Below are 19,264 nucleotides of genomic sequence, written 5' to 3' on the forward strand. Positions count from 1 at the left end.
CCAGGGAAGCCCTCACCTTGTTTTCTGCGAGATCCCACCCGATGAAGAAGTCACTTCCCCTGCCCCTTTTTCTTCTGTTGACAGCGACGGCACTTTTGCCCGCAACCTTCGCCCGCGGCGAAGAAAACGACCCGCCGGCTCGTTGGTGGAAAGGAAACATCCACACCCATTCATTATGGAGCGACGGAAATGATTTCCCGGAAATGATCGCCGACTGGTACCGCCAGCAAGACTACAACTTCCTCGCTCTTACCGATCACAACGTACTGGCTGAGGGGCAGCGTTGGATGCCGTTTGACAAAATTGTCGCCCGAAGTGACGCGGAGATTTTAGACCGTTACCAAAACCGTTTTGGCGACAGTTGGGTAGAAACCCGCGGCGAAGCAGGAACTCCCAAATTCGAAGTCCGTTTAAAGCCACTGGACGAATTCCGCTCACAGCTTGAAACCCACAAGAAATTTATCCTCATCCCTGCGGAAGAAATCAGCGACGGCGCCGAGGGCAAACCGGTTCATATCAATGCGACCAATATCGCCGAAGCGATCCCGCCTGCTGGTGGTGATACCGTTCGCGAAGTGATGCAGAACAACCTGCGAGCCATCTTGGCGCATGAAAAATCGCATGGTCGTCACGTCCTGCCTCACATCAATCATCCAAACTTTCACTACGCAATCACCGCCGATGATCTGGCGGCTGTCGTGTCGGAACGTTTTTTCGAAGTCTACAACGGACATCCAGGCGTTCACCACGAAGGCGACGAAGATCACCCTAGCATCGAACGAATGTGGGACCTTGCAAACGCGATCCGCCGAACAAACCTAAACGTCCCACCGTTGATGGGACTGGGAACCGACGACAGCCACAACTACAACGGCCACAAAGGTGCTAGTCCTGGACGTGGTTGGGTTATGGTGCGAAGCAAGTACCTCTCACCTGAGCATTTGATCAAAGCGATGAAGGCGGGCGATTTCTACGCCAGCAGTGGCGTGACGCTTAAAGAATTAGATTACGCTGCCGATACGAAAACGCTCTCTCTGGAAATCGCCCCACAAGAAGGTGCAACTTACAAGACCCAATTCATCGGGACTTTAAAACCAACCGAGAACGAGACTCCCGCAGACGCCGAAAAGCGAGTTGGCAAGGTGCTGAAAACGGCTGAAGGTCTGAACGCTAGTTACAAACTGACCGGCGATGAACTGTACGTCCGAGCCGTCGTCACCAGCGACCAAGCTCCCGTCAACCCTTCCTTCAAAAACCAAAAGCAACAAGTCTGGACGCAACCCATTGGTTGGGAATAGGCTCCCTGTTGCAGGTTTTAATTTGGCTTAGTTCGCTCCTAAATTCACGCTCGCCCCAATCCGAAGCAAATGGTGTTTGCTTTGGATTGCGGGAGACGCGTGGACGTCGCTGTCGATCGTTTTCGTCGCTGCCGATCTACTGATTGTCGCCTTTCGCTCGGGACGTGAAAGAACGCTCACTTCAAGCTACTTTCGCTGGGGACGTGAAATTTACAAATGAAGGGTTTGCAGCAGGTGACGAGTCTAGCTGGGGCCGAGTGAACACATAGCCCGGAGGGCGGCAGATACTTGCCGGCGGCGTCAGCCGCCGGAGTGGGGATCGCGAAAAGGAAAGCCCAGCGGGCGACAGAACCATCCTTGTCTGTCGCCCGCTGGGCTAAAAGCACTGCACTCAGACTCAGATCGGCAGGGTTGAAATCGTCACCTATAAGTTTCACGTCCCGAGCGAAAAGCTACACCTTAAATCGACTACCCGTTTTACGACGGGATGCGAATGGAGTGCAGAGTAGAAGAACAGGGCTTCAGGCTAACAGCCCAACCTACGTATCGCAGTTCTCTAATCCAGGGGCGCGACGCTGATGCGATGGAATCGGTATCGGCAATCGGAGGCACCAACGGAAAGCTTGCTGTTGTCTCGCGTGTTCCAATAATCGCTCGGGATGTGCGATATATAAGTTGACGGTTTGACAGCAGCTGGCACCTGCCCAGACATCCAAGCGCCACGTCCCCTCGTCGGTTTACCCGACAGGAACGCAAGATTTGAAATTAGAGGTGGTTGTCCCCACGGTTTTCGCTTCCCGTTCGGATTGCCGCTGAAAGCGGCAATCCGAACGGGAGGCGTTTTTCTAGAGCCATGCGAACTAATTTCAAATCTTGGCTTCATGCCAGGCAAGCTGGCATGGGGCCTTTTCTCCCTGCCACACTCACTACTTATTTATCGCACAACCCCAGCGATTGACGATCTGCAGCTCCCTCCCATGTGAGGATTCGTTGCCCAGCCACGTCAACGTGTAGACTATCTTTTCGCACGGTCACAATCACCTGCGACAGCCGCCCCTGTTTAAAAACACTCCCCGATACGGTTGTCCGGTTTCCAACGTTCTGCCCATCGACATTTTCTAGATCGCTGCGGACTTGGTCTCCGGTAACATACTGCAGCAATGCCGCCACGCGGTTGCCTTCAACATTCTGACCTAGAAGCAGTCCTTGCGGTGGATCGATCGGCTCCACGATAAGGCAAAGGCGATCGTCACCTTTTGGTTCGTAGGGCAATTCGATCCTGGCCCCGAAGGCCTTCGGACTTTGCAAACGTCCATCGTTGAGCGACCACTCTCCGACCTTCCAATCCGTTTTAGGCTGAACTTGTTTCAGCAGATCGATCTCTTCAACACGCTACGGAGACGCGACGGCAGAGAGAGTTCCTGTATCATTGTTTTCTGGCCGAAGGTCGATCGACAAATTCGCCGGAAGCGGAGCTTGCTCAGGATCGCTGCGAACCTGAAAATAGCCCCACAGTTCCGCGGTCTCTCCGGTTTCTAACACGACGTCGATTCGATAACTAACAGGAGTCAGGCGGTCAAAGCTCCCCAGCCGAACCTTCGCAGGGGTACCTTCGCTTGCCACTTGCTGACATTCGACCCACGCCCCGTCGATCGCGGTCTGAAGACGAACCCGCACCGATTTCACATCGACGTCAGCGGGCCAATTCAGATCCAGCTGCACCTCCTGCCCAGGCTTGGGGACCATCGGATTTGGCAACGCGGTGAAGCTGGAAAAAAGAACCTCCTGGAGATCGGGGTCAGTCTCCACGGGATGCCACCCCATGCGTGACTTCTGCTCTTTGTCCAGCGAGGATTCATTGATCCAGCCACGGTACTGCCCCTGACTCATCACCGACCCGTTCCCCGGTTCTGGATGAGGAAGCCCTACAGTGTGTCCGCATCCTTCGTGATAGACAACACAATCACTGCCGCGGCAAGGGACTCGCCAACCATCACCGCTAACCAATCCCCAGCCCACCCCTCGACGGGCCAAGTAGGTCGCTCGTGATCCACCCGCTGCGGCGCCAGGGAAGTGTTGCCCCCTGTTCAAGTTCCCATCCATGACCCAGCCCTTTTCGCCATCCGGTTTCAACCGATAGAAATCATCCAGGGGTTGCCAATTGATATCGCTTAGCACCAACAGAATCCGGAAATGACCGTTCTGATCCTTCACAAATTTCAATCCTGCATCGACTTCCCCCAAAGTCCGAAAGAAGATCGCATTGGCATCCCCTTCTCTGAGACTGGAGGTCTGTGCAGCGGAAACAAACGGTTCGGGATGAACATGAGTCTTCATGGTCGACTGATCCCCGAACTCACGTTTATGGAACTGTTCGATCCGGTTACAGAAATAGTCGACGCGATCTCGCCAATCCGGAAGCGGCGTCCGATCTTCGGGCACAAAATAGACGACCGTTACATCGATATTCTCGGTCGAATGTTTCCCATCCCACGTCGTGGTACTCCCCTTCGCGATCGGAGCAAACAACAGCGTCAACAAAAGTGCAAAGTGAAATTTCATGTTCGGCGCCGAGTGCTTCCAATGGTCGTAGTGACAGACGATGAACGGGCATTCTACGGTTTCGCTATCGACTGAGAACCGGCTTTGCTATTCAGCGAACTGCAATAACCGCTGCCCCTCCGCTGGCATCGCTTGAATCGCGGCGGACAACTTGGCTTTGGCCTGCCGTGCCGCTCGCCTTCCTTCGAAGTCAGTGATCGGAGTTTTCTCTTTGGGATCGTTCTTGACATCGAAGAACCGTCCGTCTCCGTACAGCTTCCACCGCTGATCCCGTGCAAACCGCACCGGTTCAGACTTTTCAGGCCGAGGACAGTAGTAACAGTAAACCGACTGACGAGGCTTACCAGGTTCACCCATCAACTGTGGCCAAAAACTATACCCGTCTGCTCCAGCGAGTTGCGGACGGCCGGATAAATCGAGCAAGGTCGGCAAGAAATCCGAGAAATCGACAAGGTCCTCGTTCACGACGTTGGCGGCGATCTTATTGGGCCAATAGGCAACGAGGGGCTCGCGAGTCCCCGCGTCGGTCGTCTTTCCTTTTCCACCCCGAAAAGATTTCCCGAGATACTCCGACTGAATCGCAGTGTGCGTACCATTGTCGGCGGTAAACAAGATGACCGTATTGTCAGCCACCCCCAACGCTTCGGTCTTCTTGACAATGCGGCCGACCAGCTTGTCCATATAAGCGACCATGTCCACGAAATTCTTTTTCTTCCCTTTCGCGTTTCGGCTCTCGGAATCGGGTGTCGGTTCAAAGGGATTGTGGACCAGAATCATCGGATAATAAACAAAGAACGGTTGCTTAGAGGCTTTGGTATGCGATTCCATAAAATCGACGATGAAGTCGGTTGCCTTGTCCGGACCATAATCGTCCTTTCCGTAGGTGATCGTTTTCCCGTCCACATTCAACGTCGGTTGCCAGTAGCGATCTCCCAGCTGATCGACTTGCCATAAACAGAATCGGTCGAATCCCGCCTCGGCAGGCCACGTCCCCTTCAACTGAAATTGTTTGCTGTAGTGGTTCGCCCCCAGCAACTGCCACTTGCCAGCGACCAACGTTCGGTACCCCGCTTCCTGCATGTGATGACCGATGGTCTTTTGATCGCGATTCAGGATTGAAAACCCCGAATAGTTTCGCACGTTAGAAAGCCCCGTCATGATTTTGACTCGGCTGGGCGTACACAAAGGCTGAGAGTAGCAATGCTCGAATCGCATTCCCTCCTTCGCCAAACGGTCGATATTCGGCGTCCGATATTGCTCGCTGCCGTAACAGCCAAAGCACTCACGGCCGATATCGTCAGCCATGATCAGAATCACATTAGGGGGTGAAACTTCCTCAGCCACAAGACGCGATACACCGACCAACGGAACCGCCACGACGACCGACACCGGAACAACCACCGACGTCCAGCGAGCCAGCAGACAGAAAACACCAACACAACAGCGACCGAGCAAAGCAGCAAAATCGAACGGAAACATTTTGAAACCTCAGAGCATCCGCACCAGCAAGAAGCAAAGAGCGAAAAGGGCGATGCAAGTTAGACGAACGGGGGCAGAGCCTATGATAACCCGCCGCCGGCCACACATGCGATTCGCCCATGTCTCCGAAGGAGAAAACGTGTCGCCCCAACAATGGGCTATTCCTGCTGCCCCTAGACCAGTTCTTTCACGACCTTGCCATGCACATCGGTCAAGCGGAAGGGGCGACCTGCAAAGTTGAACGTTAGTTTCTCGTGTTCGATGCCCAACTGATACAGAATCGTTGCTTGAATATCGTGAACATGAACCGGTCGTTCGGTCACGTGGAAACCAAGTTCATCCGTTGCGCCGATTGTTTGCCCGGGGCGGATGCCGCCCCCCGCGAACCACATTGTGAACGCCTGAGGATGATGGTCCCGGCCTTGGCTTCGCCCCAGTGCAGCGCTCGCCTCGACCATCGGAGTCCGCCCAAATTCGCCTCCCCACACCACCAGCGTATCTTCCAGCAATCCTCGCTGCTTCAAATCCGAAACCAATGCAGCGGCCGCTTGATCGGTTTGCTGACACTGAGCTTTCACTCCGCCAGCGACGTTGGAATGGTGATCCCAGCCGCCATGATAGACCTGGATGAAACGGACGCCACGTTCCGCCATCCGACGAGCCAACAAGCAATGGTTGGCAAATCCCTTCGCCGAATTCCCCGGCTCCGCGCCGTACATTTCAAGCGTCTCGGCCGACTCTTGCGAATAATCCATTAACTCCGGAGCCCGTGACTGCATCCGAAAAGCCATTTCATAGGCGTTGATCCGGCTGACGATTTCTGGATCCTTTGTCACTTCGTACCGGCGGCGATTCAGATCGGCGATCAAATCCAGCGACTTTCGTTGCATCCGGGAATCGATGCCCTCTGGATTACCCACATGTAAGATTGGATCACCAGAGGACCGGAACGGAACCCCTTGATGCTGCGACGGCAAAAACCCGCTGCTCCACATCGAAGCGCCACCACTAAGCGCCCCACCGCTATTCAGCACAACAAACGCGGGTAGGTCATCCGCTTCGCTGCCGATCCCGTAACTCAACCAAGAACCCATCGCTGGACGTCCTGGAATCGGACCGCCGGTGTTCACCAACAACTGTGCGGGCGCATGATTGAACTGGTCGGTATGCACGCTACGGACAAAGGCCAGGTCATCGACGATGTTTGCCAAGTGCGGCAGACGGTCCGACAATTCGGCGCCCGATTGACCATGTTTTGCGAAAGGAAACTGCGGTGCCAACACAGCCGCATCGGGCTGGATGAACGCATACCGTTGACCATCGATCACCGACGGAGGCAAAGGCTGTCCGGCCAGCTCCTGCAGTTTCGGTTTATAGTCAAACAGATCTAACTGACTAGGCGCCCCGGCCATAAACAAGTAGATCACTCGTTTCGCTTTCGGAGCCTGCGGCGTCGCAAACGAAGCGGGCACGTCCACATTAGATGCCTCCGCACTTCCTTTCATCAGAAGCGAAGCCAAAGCGACTTTGCCAACACCAACCCCACAGGTTTGAAACAATTGGCGTCGAGAAATCGATGAATCGATTTGCATAATAATTCCAAGTGCAAGTTTTACGGTTTGGTGATGGCTTCGTCGGTATTCATCAGAGCCCTGGCCAACAAGAACCACGCCTGAGCTGGAGAAACCTTGGCGGCAATTTGGTCGTTGTAGAAATCCAGCATCATCTCTTGCTCAGCTTTCTCGGCGGGCCGGATCAAAACGTGCCGGAACAACTGAGTCGCGATCAACGTTGCTTCCGCTCCATCCCCCGCATCGGCGACCGTTTTCTCCGCCAGCTGACGTGCGGTTTCCAAAAACATTTCATCGTTCAGCAACGTCAACGCTTGCAGCGGCGTATCGCTTCGCTGCCGACGTGCTGCACAGGCTTCGCCCGTCGGTGCATCAAACACGGTGTACGCGGCAAACGGAGCCGTCCGCTTGCGAAAGGTATACAGACTCCGGCGATACCGGTCGGCTCCCACCGAAGGTTCCCACTTGCCACTTCCGTATGCCAACGCGGTTACCGATCCGGGCTGCGGCGGGTAAACGCTGGGGCCTCCAAATTGCCGGCTGATCGTTCCGCTGATAGCCAGGTTCTGATCGCGAATCGCCTCCGCAGCTAACCGAAAACGTGGCCCGCGACTAAGCCAACGATTGGTCGGATCAAAATCTGGATCTTTTTCCGAAGCCTGCCTGTACGTTGTGCTAAGCACCATTTCACGGTACAGCCACTTCATGGACCATCCATTTTCAATCCACTCGATCGCCAGATAGTCAAGCAGTGCCGGGTGCGAAGGCGGCTCCGATTGCGTCCCGAAGTCTCCGTCGGTTCGCACGAAACCACTCCCCAGCAAAGACCGCCAAATGCGATTGACCATCACTCGCGCCACCAACGGGTTCTCTTCACTGACCAACCACCGTGCCAGTTCCAAGCGGTTATGCGGGCGTTCGTCTCCTAACCCTCCAAACAACGAGGGGATGTCTGGTTCCACCAATTCCTTCACCTGCAGAAATTCCCCGCGGTGGTGCCGATGGGTCGCCCGTGGGTGCTCCGCAGGGCGTTCGGTAAAGACCATCGTCCGCGGCGGCGTGGGGACCTGCCGGCGCAGCGAATCCAATCTTTTGCGTGGTTCTTTCAGAAGGTCGGACGAATCCAAAAACAATCGCTGCAAATCGGCATAGCCGGGCAACGCTTCGGCCTCCTCGGTTGATTCGATCCCGGCAAGCTGCTGCAGTAAATCAACCGGCATCGATGTGGCCGCCATCGCTTGATCCGAATCGGTCGCCGAAATTCGGAAGCGTCCCAGGGGAGCCGCAAAGTGACGCTCGAACAACATTTCAATACGGAGCGTTGCAGGATTCTCCGCGTCGTTTTCGCCTGCGGCCGGATCAATCCGCTCTTTCAAATTGACCACTAATTGGCTTGCCTGTCCTTCCCGCCCCGACGTCGACCAACCGGTCGAACCTTCGCCGTCCAGAACAGAACTTGCTGCAGCGTCTCCCGAACCGACACTGATCTTGCCGTAATCGTGGGATGCATTCTCTAACGCGATCGGCTTTCCATTCCAAAACACCTTGAACTCGCTGAGGAAAAAATCCCCTTTGCGACCTTCGTAATAAGCCATGCCGGGGCCGTTTGCCGGAAGCGAGGGATCGGGCAAAACTTCCAATCGCAACGCACTGACCGGAGCCTTTGGGTTGAACTCCAACTCATAGACATCTCGCTTGCTAACGTCTCCACCGGCAAGAATCGAATCGTCTGGCAGCCGTTCAAAATAGGGCGTCGTTGACTTCATCTGCTCAGGCCGCAGATTGCTCCACTCCGCTGCCTCATTGATTTGAATTTCAAGCCACCCCCGGAAAGCGTTGGCGATCGATTCCTCAACGTTCTCGGCAGGCGTCGCCTTGGAAGACTCCGCTGCAACCGGTTTCGGATCAGCCGTCGGCCGCGGCAGGTTCGTTAGATAACGTTTGACCAAGCGATTCTCTTCCGCATCGATCTGTTTTTGCAATGCGACCTCGGCCGCTTCAACCGCTTCGGTTTCCACCGCCATCTCCGGTTCATCAGCATTGTTCAGCAACGCCATCAACGCGTAGTAATCGGTGTGGGTGATCGGATCGTATTTGTGCGTATGACATTGGGCACAGCCGGTGGTCAGCCCCATCCACACCGTCCCCGTCGTGGCGACTCGATCGACCATCGCATAGAAACGGTATTCAAGTGGGTCGATGCCACCTTCTTCGTTCAACATCGTGTTTCGATGAAACCCAGTAGCGATACGATCTTCAGCCGTTGCGTTTGGAAGCATGTCACCCGCCAGCTGAGCGATCGAAAAACGATCAAACGGTTCGTCTGCAGCGATCGCTTGTAGCACCCAATCTCGGTAGGGCCAGATCGTGCGTGGTCGGTCTTTTTCATAACCGTTTGTGTCGGCGTATCGAGCCAAATCCAGCCAGTCGCGACCAACGTGTTCCGCGAACGCTGGCGAAGCCAACAAACGATCCACCAACCGCTCATAAGCGACCGGCGAATCATCGGCAGCAAACGCGTCCGCTTCCTCGACCGTTGGAGGCAATCCCGTTAGATCAAGCGACAAACGTCGAATCAACGTATACCGATCAGCAAGCTGTGAGGGCGGTTGCTCAGAAACGTTACGCAATCGCTCTCTGACAAAATGATCGATCGCCGACGATGCACGAGGTGCTTTCGAGAAATCGGCAACCGCGTTTGGAACCTCCGACTTGACCGGCGGCTCAAACGCCCAGTGCGTTTTGTATTTCGCCCCCTGTTGGACCCAAGCTTCCAAAGCCGCCTGTTCCTCCTGGGATAGAACCGGCCCCTGATCAGGAGGCGGCATCCGGATATCCGGATCCTCGCTCCGCACCCGTTTCAACAGTTCGCTGGCCGCCGCATCTCCGCCGACCACCGCAGCGTAGCCCCCCAGATCTTCGAACGCCCCTTCCTGAGTGTCCAACCGCAAACCGGCTTCACGCGCCCCTTCGTCGGGACCATGACAATGGAAGCACTTGGCAGCCAGTATCGGGCGGATCTGAGTATTGAAATCAATCTCAGCGGAAAGGCAGGGACCGGCAGCCACAAAGGCTCCTAAAACCCAAGCAAAACTCAAAGACGTTAATCGTCGGCTAAAGTAGTTCATCCCGGCATTATAAACGCTATGCCATAAGATTAAATGCGAGCAACGCCAAACAGGGCTTTGATTTCTTGGCCGCCAGAACTTCGGCTCAGCAGCGGAAACGGCCAGTCACTGGCGATTTTCCGCTGCTACAGACGCTTTAGGCAGTGCCGTAAGGGAATCTCGGCGGACTAGTAGCCCAGTCCCGGCCCGTTCAACAAAGCTGTGGGAACCGTGCCGCCTTGGACGTCAAACATCCCAGGAAAACGTTCTCGCCAGGCGTCGTTGCCGGCGGGACAATATTGCCGTCCGTTGCTCTCGATCGCGGCGACCGTTGGAATGTGAGCCGCCAGTGAAGCCGAATGCAGCAGCGACATGCCGACACAGGTTAAATCTTGGACGCACAGATAAAGCCCAAGGTGCTGCGCCGCCGCCCCCATCAGCAGGGCTTCCGCGTGTCCTTTGCAGGCTTTCAGGGCCACGCCGCTATATCCTTGTTCTCGAGCCAACATCAAACTGGGCAATCCCAGCAGCGACTCATCGATCACAACCGGCAGTCGCTCGGCAACGCGGTGCATCGTGTTTTCTGGATGCGCCTGCAGATCGCGATGCGTCGGTTGCTCGATGTACTGAACTCGTTCAAGCGATTTTTCATCGGTCCCAGCAACGCGGTCCAGCATCTCCAGCACGTACGCCTCATCTTGGCAACGCTCGTTGAAATCAAGCGAGAAAGCCCACTCGGCCGCCGCTCCTCGAGTCGACTGATCGGCAACCTTGCTAACTTCCAGAACGCGTCGAACATCCCAGTCCAAATCGTCACCAGAAAGTTTGATCTTCAGATGCGACAAACCATCGCGTTCGATCCAAGCGGCCAAGTCCTCCGGCAAGTGATCGCCAACCGGCTTTTCAACTTCGCTTGGGACCAAAGGATCCAGGGCTCCAACCAGATGATAGAGAGGCATCTTTGCCTGAGGCTCAGCACTGACAAACGAATCCAACCGCAAGCCTTGGAAATCAGATCCCAAGTAGACGCCAAGGTCATTGGGCAGATGGTCTTTCCCCAGCAATTGATAACTACTGGTCTGACAAGCTTTCCCGTGAGCGTCAAACAGAGCCGCCTCCAGAGGGGAAGCCGCCATCAGGATTGCCAATTCCGGAATCGATTCCGACAATCCGAATTCTTGACGGACTTGTTCGGCCAGACCGGCGCGTCGTTCCCCAAGCTCAACACAGATATCAAGCGGGTGCCCACTCACGACATCGGTCGCAGCGTTCTCAACAATTTTTTTGGCCAAGCTAAGCACGGCGGCCAGCTTTTGATCGCTCTCGATCGCAGGACTAGGCCAAGCCCAAGCGACGCCCATCGTCATGCTACCGCCACCGACGGCACGCTTCGAAGCTCTGTTTTCAGCTTTGCAGGTGACCGTTACCAGGTCGACGCCATCGACGACCCGTCCCCCAAACTTCATCGGGGTTCGGTACTCGATCGACTCGCTTTGAAAATCAAGATCGTAAGCAACAAGATCAGACAGTGGCATTGCGATTCCGCACAGATTGAAAGGGATATTTGCGACAGTTCGACGACACAAAAGTCGACAGAAATGGATTCGCGAACATCCTAACAACAACCGGTCGTTATCGCAGTAGTGCTGCGACGCGGGCCCAACAAATGCCTCTATCTGCTAATCAGCGGAAACAGTCGATCGGTATGAAATCGACGTTCCGCGTAAAGAGATCTTAGAACAAGTTCTTGCGAACGGCCCAAACAGCAGCTTGAGTACGATCGGTCACGCCGATCTTACGCAGGATGTGCTGAACGTGCTCTTTGACAGTCTCGTAGCTGATGCCCAAGGTCTTGGCGATTTCTTTGTTCGTCAGACCAAGCGCCATTTGCCGCAGGACTTCGCTTTCGCGCTGAGTCAGCGGAACTTCGATGTCGCCGGCTAGACGAGGAGTCGCCAAAGCACCGGTGACGCGACGAAGTTCTTCACGAGTCCAAGCCGATTCGCCTTTGGCAGCCGTCTGGACACATTCAAGCAATCGCTCGCGTGAAGAGTCTTTGACGACATAGCCCGCAGCACCCAGAGCAACGGCTCGAGCAACATACGTAGGGTTGTCGTAAGCGGAAAACAACAGGATTGGAAGCTCTTGGAAATCAAGCTTTATCCGACCCAAGGTGTTGAGGCCATCGCCCCCTTCCATACGGATATCCAGCAGGACGACGTCGGGATTGCACGTTTTGACTAACTCAAGGGCTTCAGCAGCCGATGTCGCTTCGCCACAAACTTCAATACCGGATTCGCGAAAGATTTGCTTTAAACCAACGCGAACCACTTCATGATCGTCAACAATCAGAACACGAGTGGACATGACAATTCTCCTCTAACAAATTTCGATTAGATCGCCGCCACCGCTGTGGCAAGCAAAGTAGGCTGTGCGGCACTCGCGACATAACGCCAATGCCTTAGATACTCTTCTTCTATACTTTCGCTTCTGCCCATCCAGTCACCTCCGTTAGGCACTGGCAATTCATCCTTCAACTTCTCTTCGCAAGCACTCGACTTAAATCACTCCGTTGGAAAAACCGATCTTAAAAAGCGGTCTTCTAACAGGGTGTTTTCATGATCAAGATGGGGGGAAAGGTGCTGTTTCAAATGAATGTCGTGTCGTTTTAGTCGTTCTCGCACACCTCGAACAGTGGCAGAGAATGCTATCGCAACGTTTAGAGCGATTCCGATCCCTATTGGTTCCGAAATCGCCATTCATCTTCAACTATCGTCTTTCTACCAAATCATCCGCCATCTAGCCTTCAGAAACTACCCAGACAGGACTACTTTACGGAAAGCCGTACCAACTAGCGTAACACGAACCCCCTAATCAAGTAATACTCTAAATCTTTGTTTGGATACTTCCATCCTGTACGAATGAACGCCTACATCCATGATACCCGTGTCGACAACACCTACCTAATCACCGCCCGTTAAATCGTTAAAATGATTTATTTCTGTTGGAATGATCGTTCCTACTCGCATTATCCGACGCGAAACCCGCCCCGCTAAACTTCGCCGTTGCCTCCTCCAATTCCAGCAGGCCATCCGCTGCCCCTCCCGCCATCAAAATCGCAAAGCCGCCCCCCCTACCTAGGGAAGAACCTGTCGATTGGACTGGTCGGATGTGGCGCGATCGCCCATGAACATCTGTCCGCATATCGGGCGGCAGATCTGCCTGTGGTCGCCTTGAGCGATCGGCATTACGACCGAGCATCCGCCCTAAGGGACAAGTATTTCCCGTCAGCAAAAATCTTCACCGACCACCATCAGATGCTACTGGACGGCTCAACAGAAGTAGTCGACATCGCGACGCATCCGGAGGGCCGCTCACAGATCATTCGAGACTGCCTGCAAGCCGGGCGTCACGTCCTCAGCCAAAAGCCGTTTGTGCTTGATCTGGACGAAGGAGCCGCGCTCTGCGACCTAGCGGAAGAGCAGGGCGTTCGCCTGGCCGTCAATCAAAACGGACGTTTCGCTCCCCATTTCCAATATTTGAGGAAAGCGGTCGCCGAGGGGCGACTGGGGATACCAAATGCAGCACACCTCTCGGTTCACTGGGACCACACCTGGGTCGCAGGGACACCGTTTGAGCGGATCCATCATTTGATTCTGTATGATTTTGCAATCCACTGGTTCGACATTGTCCGCTGCTTGCTGCCAGCCGCAAAAGCCGAGCGAATCTACGCGACGGTCAACCGAGTCCCCAACCAGCCGATCGCACCGCCGCTGGCAGCGACCGTCGCCATCCAGTTCGACACCGCCCAGGCAACGTTGGTCTTTGACGCCTATACCCGACACGGGCCAAGCGACCGCACGCTGATCGTCGGAGACCAAGCAACCGCAACCAGCAGCGGCCCCGACCTACAAAATCAGACCGTCACCATCACCGACGCTCAAGGGAGCTTCAGCCCCAAGTTAACCGGGAAATGGTTTCCCGACGGATTTGGGGGCGCCATGCAAGAATTCCAAGCAGCGATCCGCGAAGAGCGTCCCTCATCCATCGAAGCCCGAGACAACCTGGAATCGCTATCACTCTGTTTCGCCGCCATAGCCAGCGCCAACACCGGCCAACCACAACAACCGGGCATCCACCGCAAACTTCCAAGCAACAACCAAGACTCCGCAATCCGGTAGACAACGAAGCATCCAAGCAAAGAAACGACAAAGAGCCGACACGGGCACCAAGACGAACGGTCAACCTATCGAGCACCAAGCAGAGCCCCAAAACCAACCAAGCCACCATCCTCCAGCATTCTCCAAAGACCAAAAGGAAAAGAACCATCGCAAAGAAGCAGCGAGCCTAGTCCCGCAACGGAGCATCGCGAGGCGAAGCAACGAGTATCGGGAAAGCGGTCAAAAAAAGAAACGAGCAGAAACGAGCAAATGGGTCAAAGAAGGGGGCAGGGTAAAGCCGAAAAGCGTAACATCAGAGGGCGATCCCTCGGCGAGCCGAAGCCCAAAAGAAAAAAAGGCAAGGTGAACCAAAAGAGAGCGTCCCGGGTCTTTGCAAGCGAGACATCGATTGCTAAACTCTGACCCATCAACCGAGCAATCGGAAGAAAAGCACCCCTAGCTCAACTGGATAGAGCATCGGTCTACGGAACCGAAGGTTAGAGGTTCGAATCCTCTGGGGTGTATTTTTGTGGTCCCCCACAACCATCAGCAATCGTCATAAGCCCGGTTTTACCGGGCTTTTTTCGTTTTGTGACTTCTCTAGGGGGCTCCTGACTACGTTGTGATGGGATCCCCAATGGGATCCCCAGTAGGTCAGTTCGGAGGTCGGCTTCGTTCCCAGTCCCGGTGAAGTGAAGGGCGAATTGGGATCAGGATGGCTAACGCCAGAGCTGAACGGATCAGGGCTAGGTAGTTGCACTCGACAGAATGTGGCTAGGCTCCCTTAGAGTGCGTTCAAAGGGTGTAGGAATTCCACCGGTACGCTTGGCGGTCGGTTTAAACTCGCCAATTTACCGCTCCTCAATTTCATCCTCTCGCCGAAAGCTTATGGCGTTGGGGCCGGTGGTTTGTCGGTTACAGGTGGTCGATTCGTGACAGCGTGTTTTCGAGCGTTGGCGTGGTGTCGATGCGTCGACTCGGTTGCCAAACGAAAACGGCGGGGCTACCTGAAATAGCCCCGCCGACGTTTAGCCGCTTGTTGAACGTGTGAACCAGCTCAAAGAGCAAGGAGCGGATGCAGTCCGCATTGGTCAGTAAGTTCGATGTTGGTTTAGTTGGGTTACTGTGGGGTTAAAGCAAATCCAATTTAACCTTCCGGCGTCTGCGGAAGACGACAAGGCCCAACGCACCGATGCCGAAGATGGCGAGGGAGGCTGGTTCTGGGACGGCAGCAGCCGACGAGTACTCGATATTGTCGACGTAACCGTAACCCAGTGCACCGCCATTACCGACGGTGTCACTCAGGCCTACCACAGTGAAAGCGTTTGTGGAAACAATGCCGAAGAAACCCGATTGTTGCGCTGGGCCAAACGTCTGAGCGAAATTTTCACTGGCAATGATGAGTTCTATTTGATCGTTGGTCGGGTCGGTATTCCGCCAGTCGAAACCAATCGCATGTATTGGGTCTGCAAAGGTCAGATTGGTCACGGTGTCAAACCTCCATAATTGCAATCGCAATTCCTCACCAAAGAAGACTGGAACATAGCCCAAATTTTGGTTCACGATGCTGATGCTGAAATCGCCGTTATCGAAACCGATAGCATTACCACTGGTCCCGGTAAAATCCTCGACGGCAGTAGCTCCTGCAGCCAACTGAAAGGCAGCTTTGTTGGTGTACGTGATGACCCCTGCCTGCACTTGCCCCGTCGTAGCGACCAACATCGCCAAGCACGCAATCGTCAATAAAAATCGTTTCATTTTGTTTTCCTGAAAGCATCCTCGTGTCGAGGATTAGTTGAGTCGTAGATGTCAGTAATAACTTGGAAGTCACGCAGCACAGTCGCGTGTCTTGGTCATGGCTAACAATGCCACGACTTGTCACCGAAAAGAGTCGTTGAGCATCTACGAAGGTTTCAGGAGAGAGCGATAGTGAGGGGTTTGCGCCAGACGAGTGACGCTGATTGCCAAACGCCACCGCAATTCAGCGATGGGCAGTGGCGTCGCAACGCCAACCAATGCCGCAAACGAAACGACAGAACCGATGGAGGGTGAAGGAAACGCAGCAAGTCCCTCTGTGGGAATGGCGTGGTGAATGTGTTCCCTATGCTCCCTATCGCCATGGGGAACAACGACCGGAATGGACATGGCCTCACTTGCCTGCGAAATACTCGGACCTGGCTGCAAACGGATCATTATCCCAGCCTTTGCCAGCGACGGGCAAAGCATCAGCGTGCAAATCAATAGGAGCATTCGCGCAACCATATGGGTCAGCGTACACAACCCCAAGAGGGGCATCAAGTGTTCGCCCCCCCGTTTGTCGAAGAAATCTGCAAAATCTTCATGGTCAGGTTTTCTCGCATTTGCAGACATGCCGGAAACACCAAAGGCGGGAGCAGATTCACGTTCTTTGCTTTCCACAATTCCGACGGGTACCGCCGCAGGCAAACGAGTGCCGCATCGACCATCCCGCACTCGATCGAGTTAGTTCAGCAACACCGTCCTGATAGCCAAAAAATGCCCGCGATGCCCAGCCGGATGCTATCCGGCTGGGTACGCGAGACTTGGTGCAGTGAATGCTACTTCGAAGATGGCAGCGTGAGGACAACAACGAAGTTGTCCTCCATCCGATTTACTTCTTTTGGTTTGGAAGTGATGTCGGGCATCGAACGCCTACGCTGACTGCAGGTTGCCTTTTAGCTCATCGATCAACGTTGACACCTCACTGATCGTCAGTGCCGAGAGTGCCGAAACACCAAACCGATCGTGTAGCGTACGTTCCAGCGTCACGCCCTGTCGCTTGGCCCCGGCCGAGGTCGCATTGACCTGCTTTTCAGTCACAAGACGTTTCGCTGACTTTCTGTTACCCGACACTGTTCGCTGCCGGTTTTCCCTCGGAAGGGACGCGTTCGGAAATGATTGTTCCGCCATGCACTGCAAACAGTTCTGCCAGCGTATCAATCGCATCTTCGCTCGTGATATTGCGCCCAACTTTGATGCTCAGGCACTGACGTGTGTACTCGTCGACAATGTTCAGGAAACGAATTGCCCGTCCATTAAGAGTCGACGATTGAACGAAGTCCCACGTCCAAACGTCGTGAATGAAAGACGCCGCTTGAACATCGCAAGCATTGCCACGAACACCCGCAGCACGCTTTTTACAGCGTTTTGTGACACTTTCAAGCCAGCAGCTCTCCAAAGTCGGTACATCTTCTTCATGTTCGATGTCTCACCTTCGCGGCGCAGAGCTTGGCAAATCAGTCGGTAACCGAAACGCAGGCGTTGCCGAACGAATTCAAGAATTGCTTCGTCAGTCGCTGGTCTTCATCCTTGGGTTTCCCCTCAAATCGCTGACTCGACCGCGGTTGGTCTCGCACCCGGCAGGCACGTCGCTCCGATACTGAGAATTTCTCTTGAAGCTCGATGACTGCATCGCGGCGAGATTGAGGGGTTGTTAGTTTCCCTTGGTGATTTCCTTGAGCATCGAGATGTCCAGCGTTTGGTCGGCAACGATCTTCTTGAGGCGATTGTTTTCTTCCTCAAGTGTCTTCAGACGCTTGGCTTCTTCGCTCTTCATCCCGCCGTACTGAGCTCGCCAGCGGCTCAGTGTCGCTTCACTGACCTGGAGGGATTGCAGCACTTCGCCAACGCTCTTTCCAGCCGCCAACATCGTGTCGGCGTCGCGTAGCTTCTTAATGATCTGTTCAGGTGAATGTCGTCGTCGTTTCTTGCTCATGAAAAATCCTTTACCGAAATTGGTTCTAGACTTTCATAGCACCTGGATCAGGTTTTGGGGAGCATTCCAGGAGTGCAGCTTGGAAAAACCCTTGGAACTGGAAGTAAGCATCGCAGGCTCCTGAGTGAATTGGCTAGTATTGACGGTGCCGTAGTCTTCGACGCCCAATCGGTACTGGCAGTTGGTGCTGTTATCAATACTCACCCAGATGCCGGAGACTGTATTGGAGCACGGACCACCGCCGCAAAGTCAGCGTTCAAATGGGGTGGGATACCGATGAAAATAAGTTCCGATGGCGATGTTACACTTTACTTTTCCAGTGGTAGCGATGAAGACGGCTACTGCGATGCGGAACTCTCATTCACATAGGATGAAACATTGGCCGTCATGAAGACGCAGACAGCACGGGCTGACGGTTGCACTAAATGCGATGCTTTTTGCCAAGCATTCGGATTAAACGCTTGTATCACCCGATTGCCGCTCCCAAGAATCAGTTCGTTCGGCGATCAGTTCTTTGTGAGTGATGTCTTCTCGAAAAAGCCAGCCCATCTTTATTCTCCCTTGTGAGTTGCGTTGCTTAACTACAAGGAAGCGGGTGTTACTCGAATTGAGCGGCAAGTGGTTACTGCAACAACTGATTGCTGTGACCCTCGAACCAGTTTGCTAAAATAATTCTCTACCGAATCACATTTCGATCAGGAACAAGCATGAGCCAGTCACAACAATCACCGATCAATTTGACAAACGCAGTCCACACTGACTTCGGCAAGAACAAGCTTGCCATTAGGTGGAAGAAATCCGCTGCCGGAACGATCGACGACGAACACGGTGTTACAGTTGTCTTCAGTGCTGACCAGAGGCAGTACATTGAATTGGACCGGAAACGATTCCACCTTGTTCAGTTCCATTTCCACCACCCCAGCGAGCATTGGGTTGACGACGTTCAGCAGACGCTGGAACTACACGTTGTGCATCAGAACATTGACGACGGTACTCGTGCAGTGCTCGGCATATTCATTGAGGCTGGAGGGAAAACGGCTTCAGTGCCGACACTCGTTCCGAAGATGCGTGCTTACTTCGAATCCAAAGACGAAGATCCTGAACCAGTGATTGCAACGAATCCGCTGGAATGGCTTCCAGATAATAGGGAACACTACTATCGCTACGAGGGCTCACTTACCACGCCGAATTACGACGAGAATGTCAGTTGGGTGGTTCTTCGAGATTCATTGAAGATCCCCAAAGAAGAACTATTGAAGCTAATTCCCTACCTGAAGCATCCGGCTCGACTACCGCAGGCGTTGAACCGAAGATTTGTTCTCGCCAACTTCAAGTAGCAACCGTGGGGACTTCT

14 protein-coding genes, 1 tRNA gene and 1 pseudogene are annotated in these 19,264 nt (G+C 54.2%); 4 read left to right on the plus strand and 12 right to left on the minus strand.

What is annotated here, in order from left to right; genetic code table 11:
- Nucleotides 1–41: 41 nt before the first annotated feature.
- Nucleotides 42–1,298, plus strand: a complete 1,257-nt coding sequence (locus tag FF011L_RS13870; protein ID WP_218932613.1) for a PHP domain-containing protein — start codon at nt 42–44, stop codon at nt 1,296–1,298.
- A 930-nt stretch (nt 1,299–2,228) separates the two neighbouring features.
- Here FF011L_RS13870 and FF011L_RS13875 read toward each other — a convergent pair.
- The 7 genes from FF011L_RS13875 to FF011L_RS13905 all read right to left on the minus strand — a co-directional run bounded on the left by FF011L_RS13875 (nt 2,229) and on the right by FF011L_RS13905 (nt 12,384).
- Nucleotides 2,229–2,570 carry a hypothetical protein gene (locus FF011L_RS13875; RefSeq protein ID WP_218932614.1) on the minus strand — a complete coding sequence of 114 codons (342 nt, stop codon included), beginning with the start codon at nt 2,568–2,570 and terminating at the stop codon, nt 2,229–2,231.
- Between the two features lie 120 nt (nt 2,571–2,690).
- Entirely contained in the window at nt 2,691–3,860 is a 1,170-nt protein-coding gene (locus FF011L_RS13880) for a hypothetical protein (RefSeq protein WP_145352216.1), read from the minus strand.
- A gap of 87 nt (nt 3,861–3,947) precedes the next feature.
- The gene (locus FF011L_RS13885) at nt 3,948–5,339 is read right to left on the minus strand and encodes a sulfatase-like hydrolase/transferase (RefSeq protein ID WP_145352217.1); all 1,392 of its coding nucleotides are present in this window, start codon (nt 5,337–5,339) and stop codon (nt 3,948–3,950) included.
- A gap of 173 nt (nt 5,340–5,512) precedes the next feature.
- Nucleotides 5,513–6,931 carry a DUF1501 domain-containing protein gene (locus tag FF011L_RS13890; protein WP_145352218.1) on the minus strand — a complete coding sequence of 473 codons (1,419 nt, stop codon included), beginning with the start codon at nt 6,929–6,931 and terminating at the stop codon, nt 5,513–5,515.
- A 20-nt stretch (nt 6,932–6,951) separates the two neighbouring features.
- Nucleotides 6,952–10,008 carry a PSD1 and planctomycete cytochrome C domain-containing protein gene (locus FF011L_RS13895; protein WP_218932615.1) on the minus strand — a complete coding sequence of 1,019 codons (3,057 nt, stop codon included), beginning with the start codon at nt 10,006–10,008 and terminating at the stop codon, nt 6,952–6,954.
- A gap of 197 nt (nt 10,009–10,205) precedes the next feature.
- Entirely contained in the window at nt 10,206–11,552 is a 1,347-nt protein-coding gene (locus FF011L_RS13900) for a mandelate racemase/muconate lactonizing enzyme family protein (protein WP_145352220.1), read from the minus strand.
- Nucleotides 11,553–11,751: 199 nt separating this feature from the next.
- On the minus strand, nt 11,752–12,384 hold the full coding sequence (locus FF011L_RS13905) for a response regulator (protein ID WP_145352221.1): 633 nt from the start codon (nt 12,382–12,384) through the stop codon (nt 11,752–11,754).
- A gap of 698 nt (nt 12,385–13,082) precedes the next feature.
- On the opposite strand from FF011L_RS13905, the gene FF011L_RS13910 reads away from it, so the two are divergent.
- Nucleotides 13,083–14,198, plus strand: a complete 1,116-nt coding sequence (locus FF011L_RS13910) for a Gfo/Idh/MocA family protein (RefSeq protein ID WP_145352222.1) — start codon at nt 13,083–13,085, stop codon at nt 14,196–14,198.
- Between the two features lie 429 nt (nt 14,199–14,627).
- Nucleotides 14,628–14,701: transfer RNA gene (locus tag FF011L_RS13915), tRNA-Arg, on the plus strand.
- Nucleotides 14,702–15,308: 607 nt separating this feature from the next.
- Here the strand turns inward: FF011L_RS13915 and FF011L_RS13920 are convergent.
- The 5 genes and pseudogenes from FF011L_RS13920 to FF011L_RS26325 all read right to left on the minus strand — a co-directional run bounded on the left by FF011L_RS13920 (nt 15,309) and on the right by FF011L_RS26325 (nt 18,114).
- Entirely contained in the window at nt 15,309–15,935 is a 627-nt protein-coding gene (locus FF011L_RS13920; protein WP_145352223.1) for a PEP-CTERM sorting domain-containing protein, read from the minus strand.
- 144 nt (nt 15,936–16,079) lie between these two features.
- Complete coding sequence (locus tag FF011L_RS13925) at nt 16,080–16,547, minus strand: hypothetical protein (protein ID WP_145352224.1); 468 nt, start codon at nt 16,545–16,547, stop codon at nt 16,080–16,082.
- A 300-nt stretch (nt 16,548–16,847) separates the two neighbouring features.
- Nucleotides 16,848–17,015, minus strand: a complete 168-nt coding sequence (locus tag FF011L_RS26320) for a hypothetical protein (protein WP_218932616.1) — start codon at nt 17,013–17,015, stop codon at nt 16,848–16,850.
- A 43-nt stretch (nt 17,016–17,058) separates the two neighbouring features.
- Nucleotides 17,059–17,910, minus strand: a pseudogene (locus tag FF011L_RS13930) (transposase); the annotation flags it as partial.
- 33 nt (nt 17,911–17,943) lie between these two features.
- Nucleotides 17,944–18,114 (minus strand): hypothetical protein, encoded by a 171-nt coding sequence (locus FF011L_RS26325; RefSeq protein ID WP_218932617.1) that lies wholly within the window; start codon nt 18,112–18,114, stop codon nt 17,944–17,946.
- Between the two features lie 503 nt (nt 18,115–18,617).
- On the opposite strand from FF011L_RS26325, the gene FF011L_RS13935 reads away from it, so the two are divergent.
- The gene (locus FF011L_RS13935; RefSeq protein ID WP_145352225.1) at nt 18,618–19,247 is read left to right on the plus strand and encodes a carbonic anhydrase family protein; all 630 of its coding nucleotides are present in this window, start codon (nt 18,618–18,620) and stop codon (nt 19,245–19,247) included.
- Nucleotides 19,248–19,264 lie beyond the last annotated feature (17 nt).

The organism is Roseimaritima multifibrata, from assembly GCF_007741495.1.
Classification (GTDB): Bacteria; Planctomycetota; Planctomycetia; order Pirellulales; family Pirellulaceae; genus Roseimaritima; species Roseimaritima multifibrata.

What these genes read in the sequence shown, in the direction of transcription:
- FF011L_RS13870 (WP_218932613.1), top strand. Translation starts at nt 42, where the DNA reads ATGAAGAAGTCACTTCCCCTGCCCCTTTTTCTTCTGTTGACAGCGACG.
- FF011L_RS13880 (WP_145352216.1), bottom strand. Translation starts at nt 3,860, where the DNA reads ATGAAATTTCACTTTGCACTTTTGTTGACGCTGTTGTTTGCTCCGATC.
- FF011L_RS13885 (WP_145352217.1), bottom strand. Translation starts at nt 5,339, where the DNA reads ATGTTTCCGTTCGATTTTGCTGCTTTGCTCGGTCGCTGTTGTGTTGGT.
- FF011L_RS13890 (WP_145352218.1), bottom strand. Translation starts at nt 6,931, where the DNA reads ATGCAAATCGATTCATCGATTTCTCGACGCCAATTGTTTCAAACCTGT.
- FF011L_RS13900 (WP_145352220.1), bottom strand. Translation starts at nt 11,552, where the DNA reads ATGCCACTGTCTGATCTTGTTGCTTACGATCTTGATTTTCAAAGCGAG.
- FF011L_RS13905 (WP_145352221.1), bottom strand. Translation starts at nt 12,384, where the DNA reads ATGTCCACTCGTGTTCTGATTGTTGACGATCATGAAGTGGTTCGCGTT.
- FF011L_RS13920 (WP_145352223.1), bottom strand. Translation starts at nt 15,935, where the DNA reads ATGAAACGATTTTTATTGACGATTGCGTGCTTGGCGATGTTGGTCGCT.
- FF011L_RS13925 (WP_145352224.1), bottom strand. Translation starts at nt 16,547, where the DNA reads ATGTCTGCAAATGCGAGAAAACCTGACCATGAAGATTTTGCAGATTTC.
- FF011L_RS13935 (WP_145352225.1), top strand. Translation starts at nt 18,618, where the DNA reads ATGAGCCAGTCACAACAATCACCGATCAATTTGACAAACGCAGTCCAC.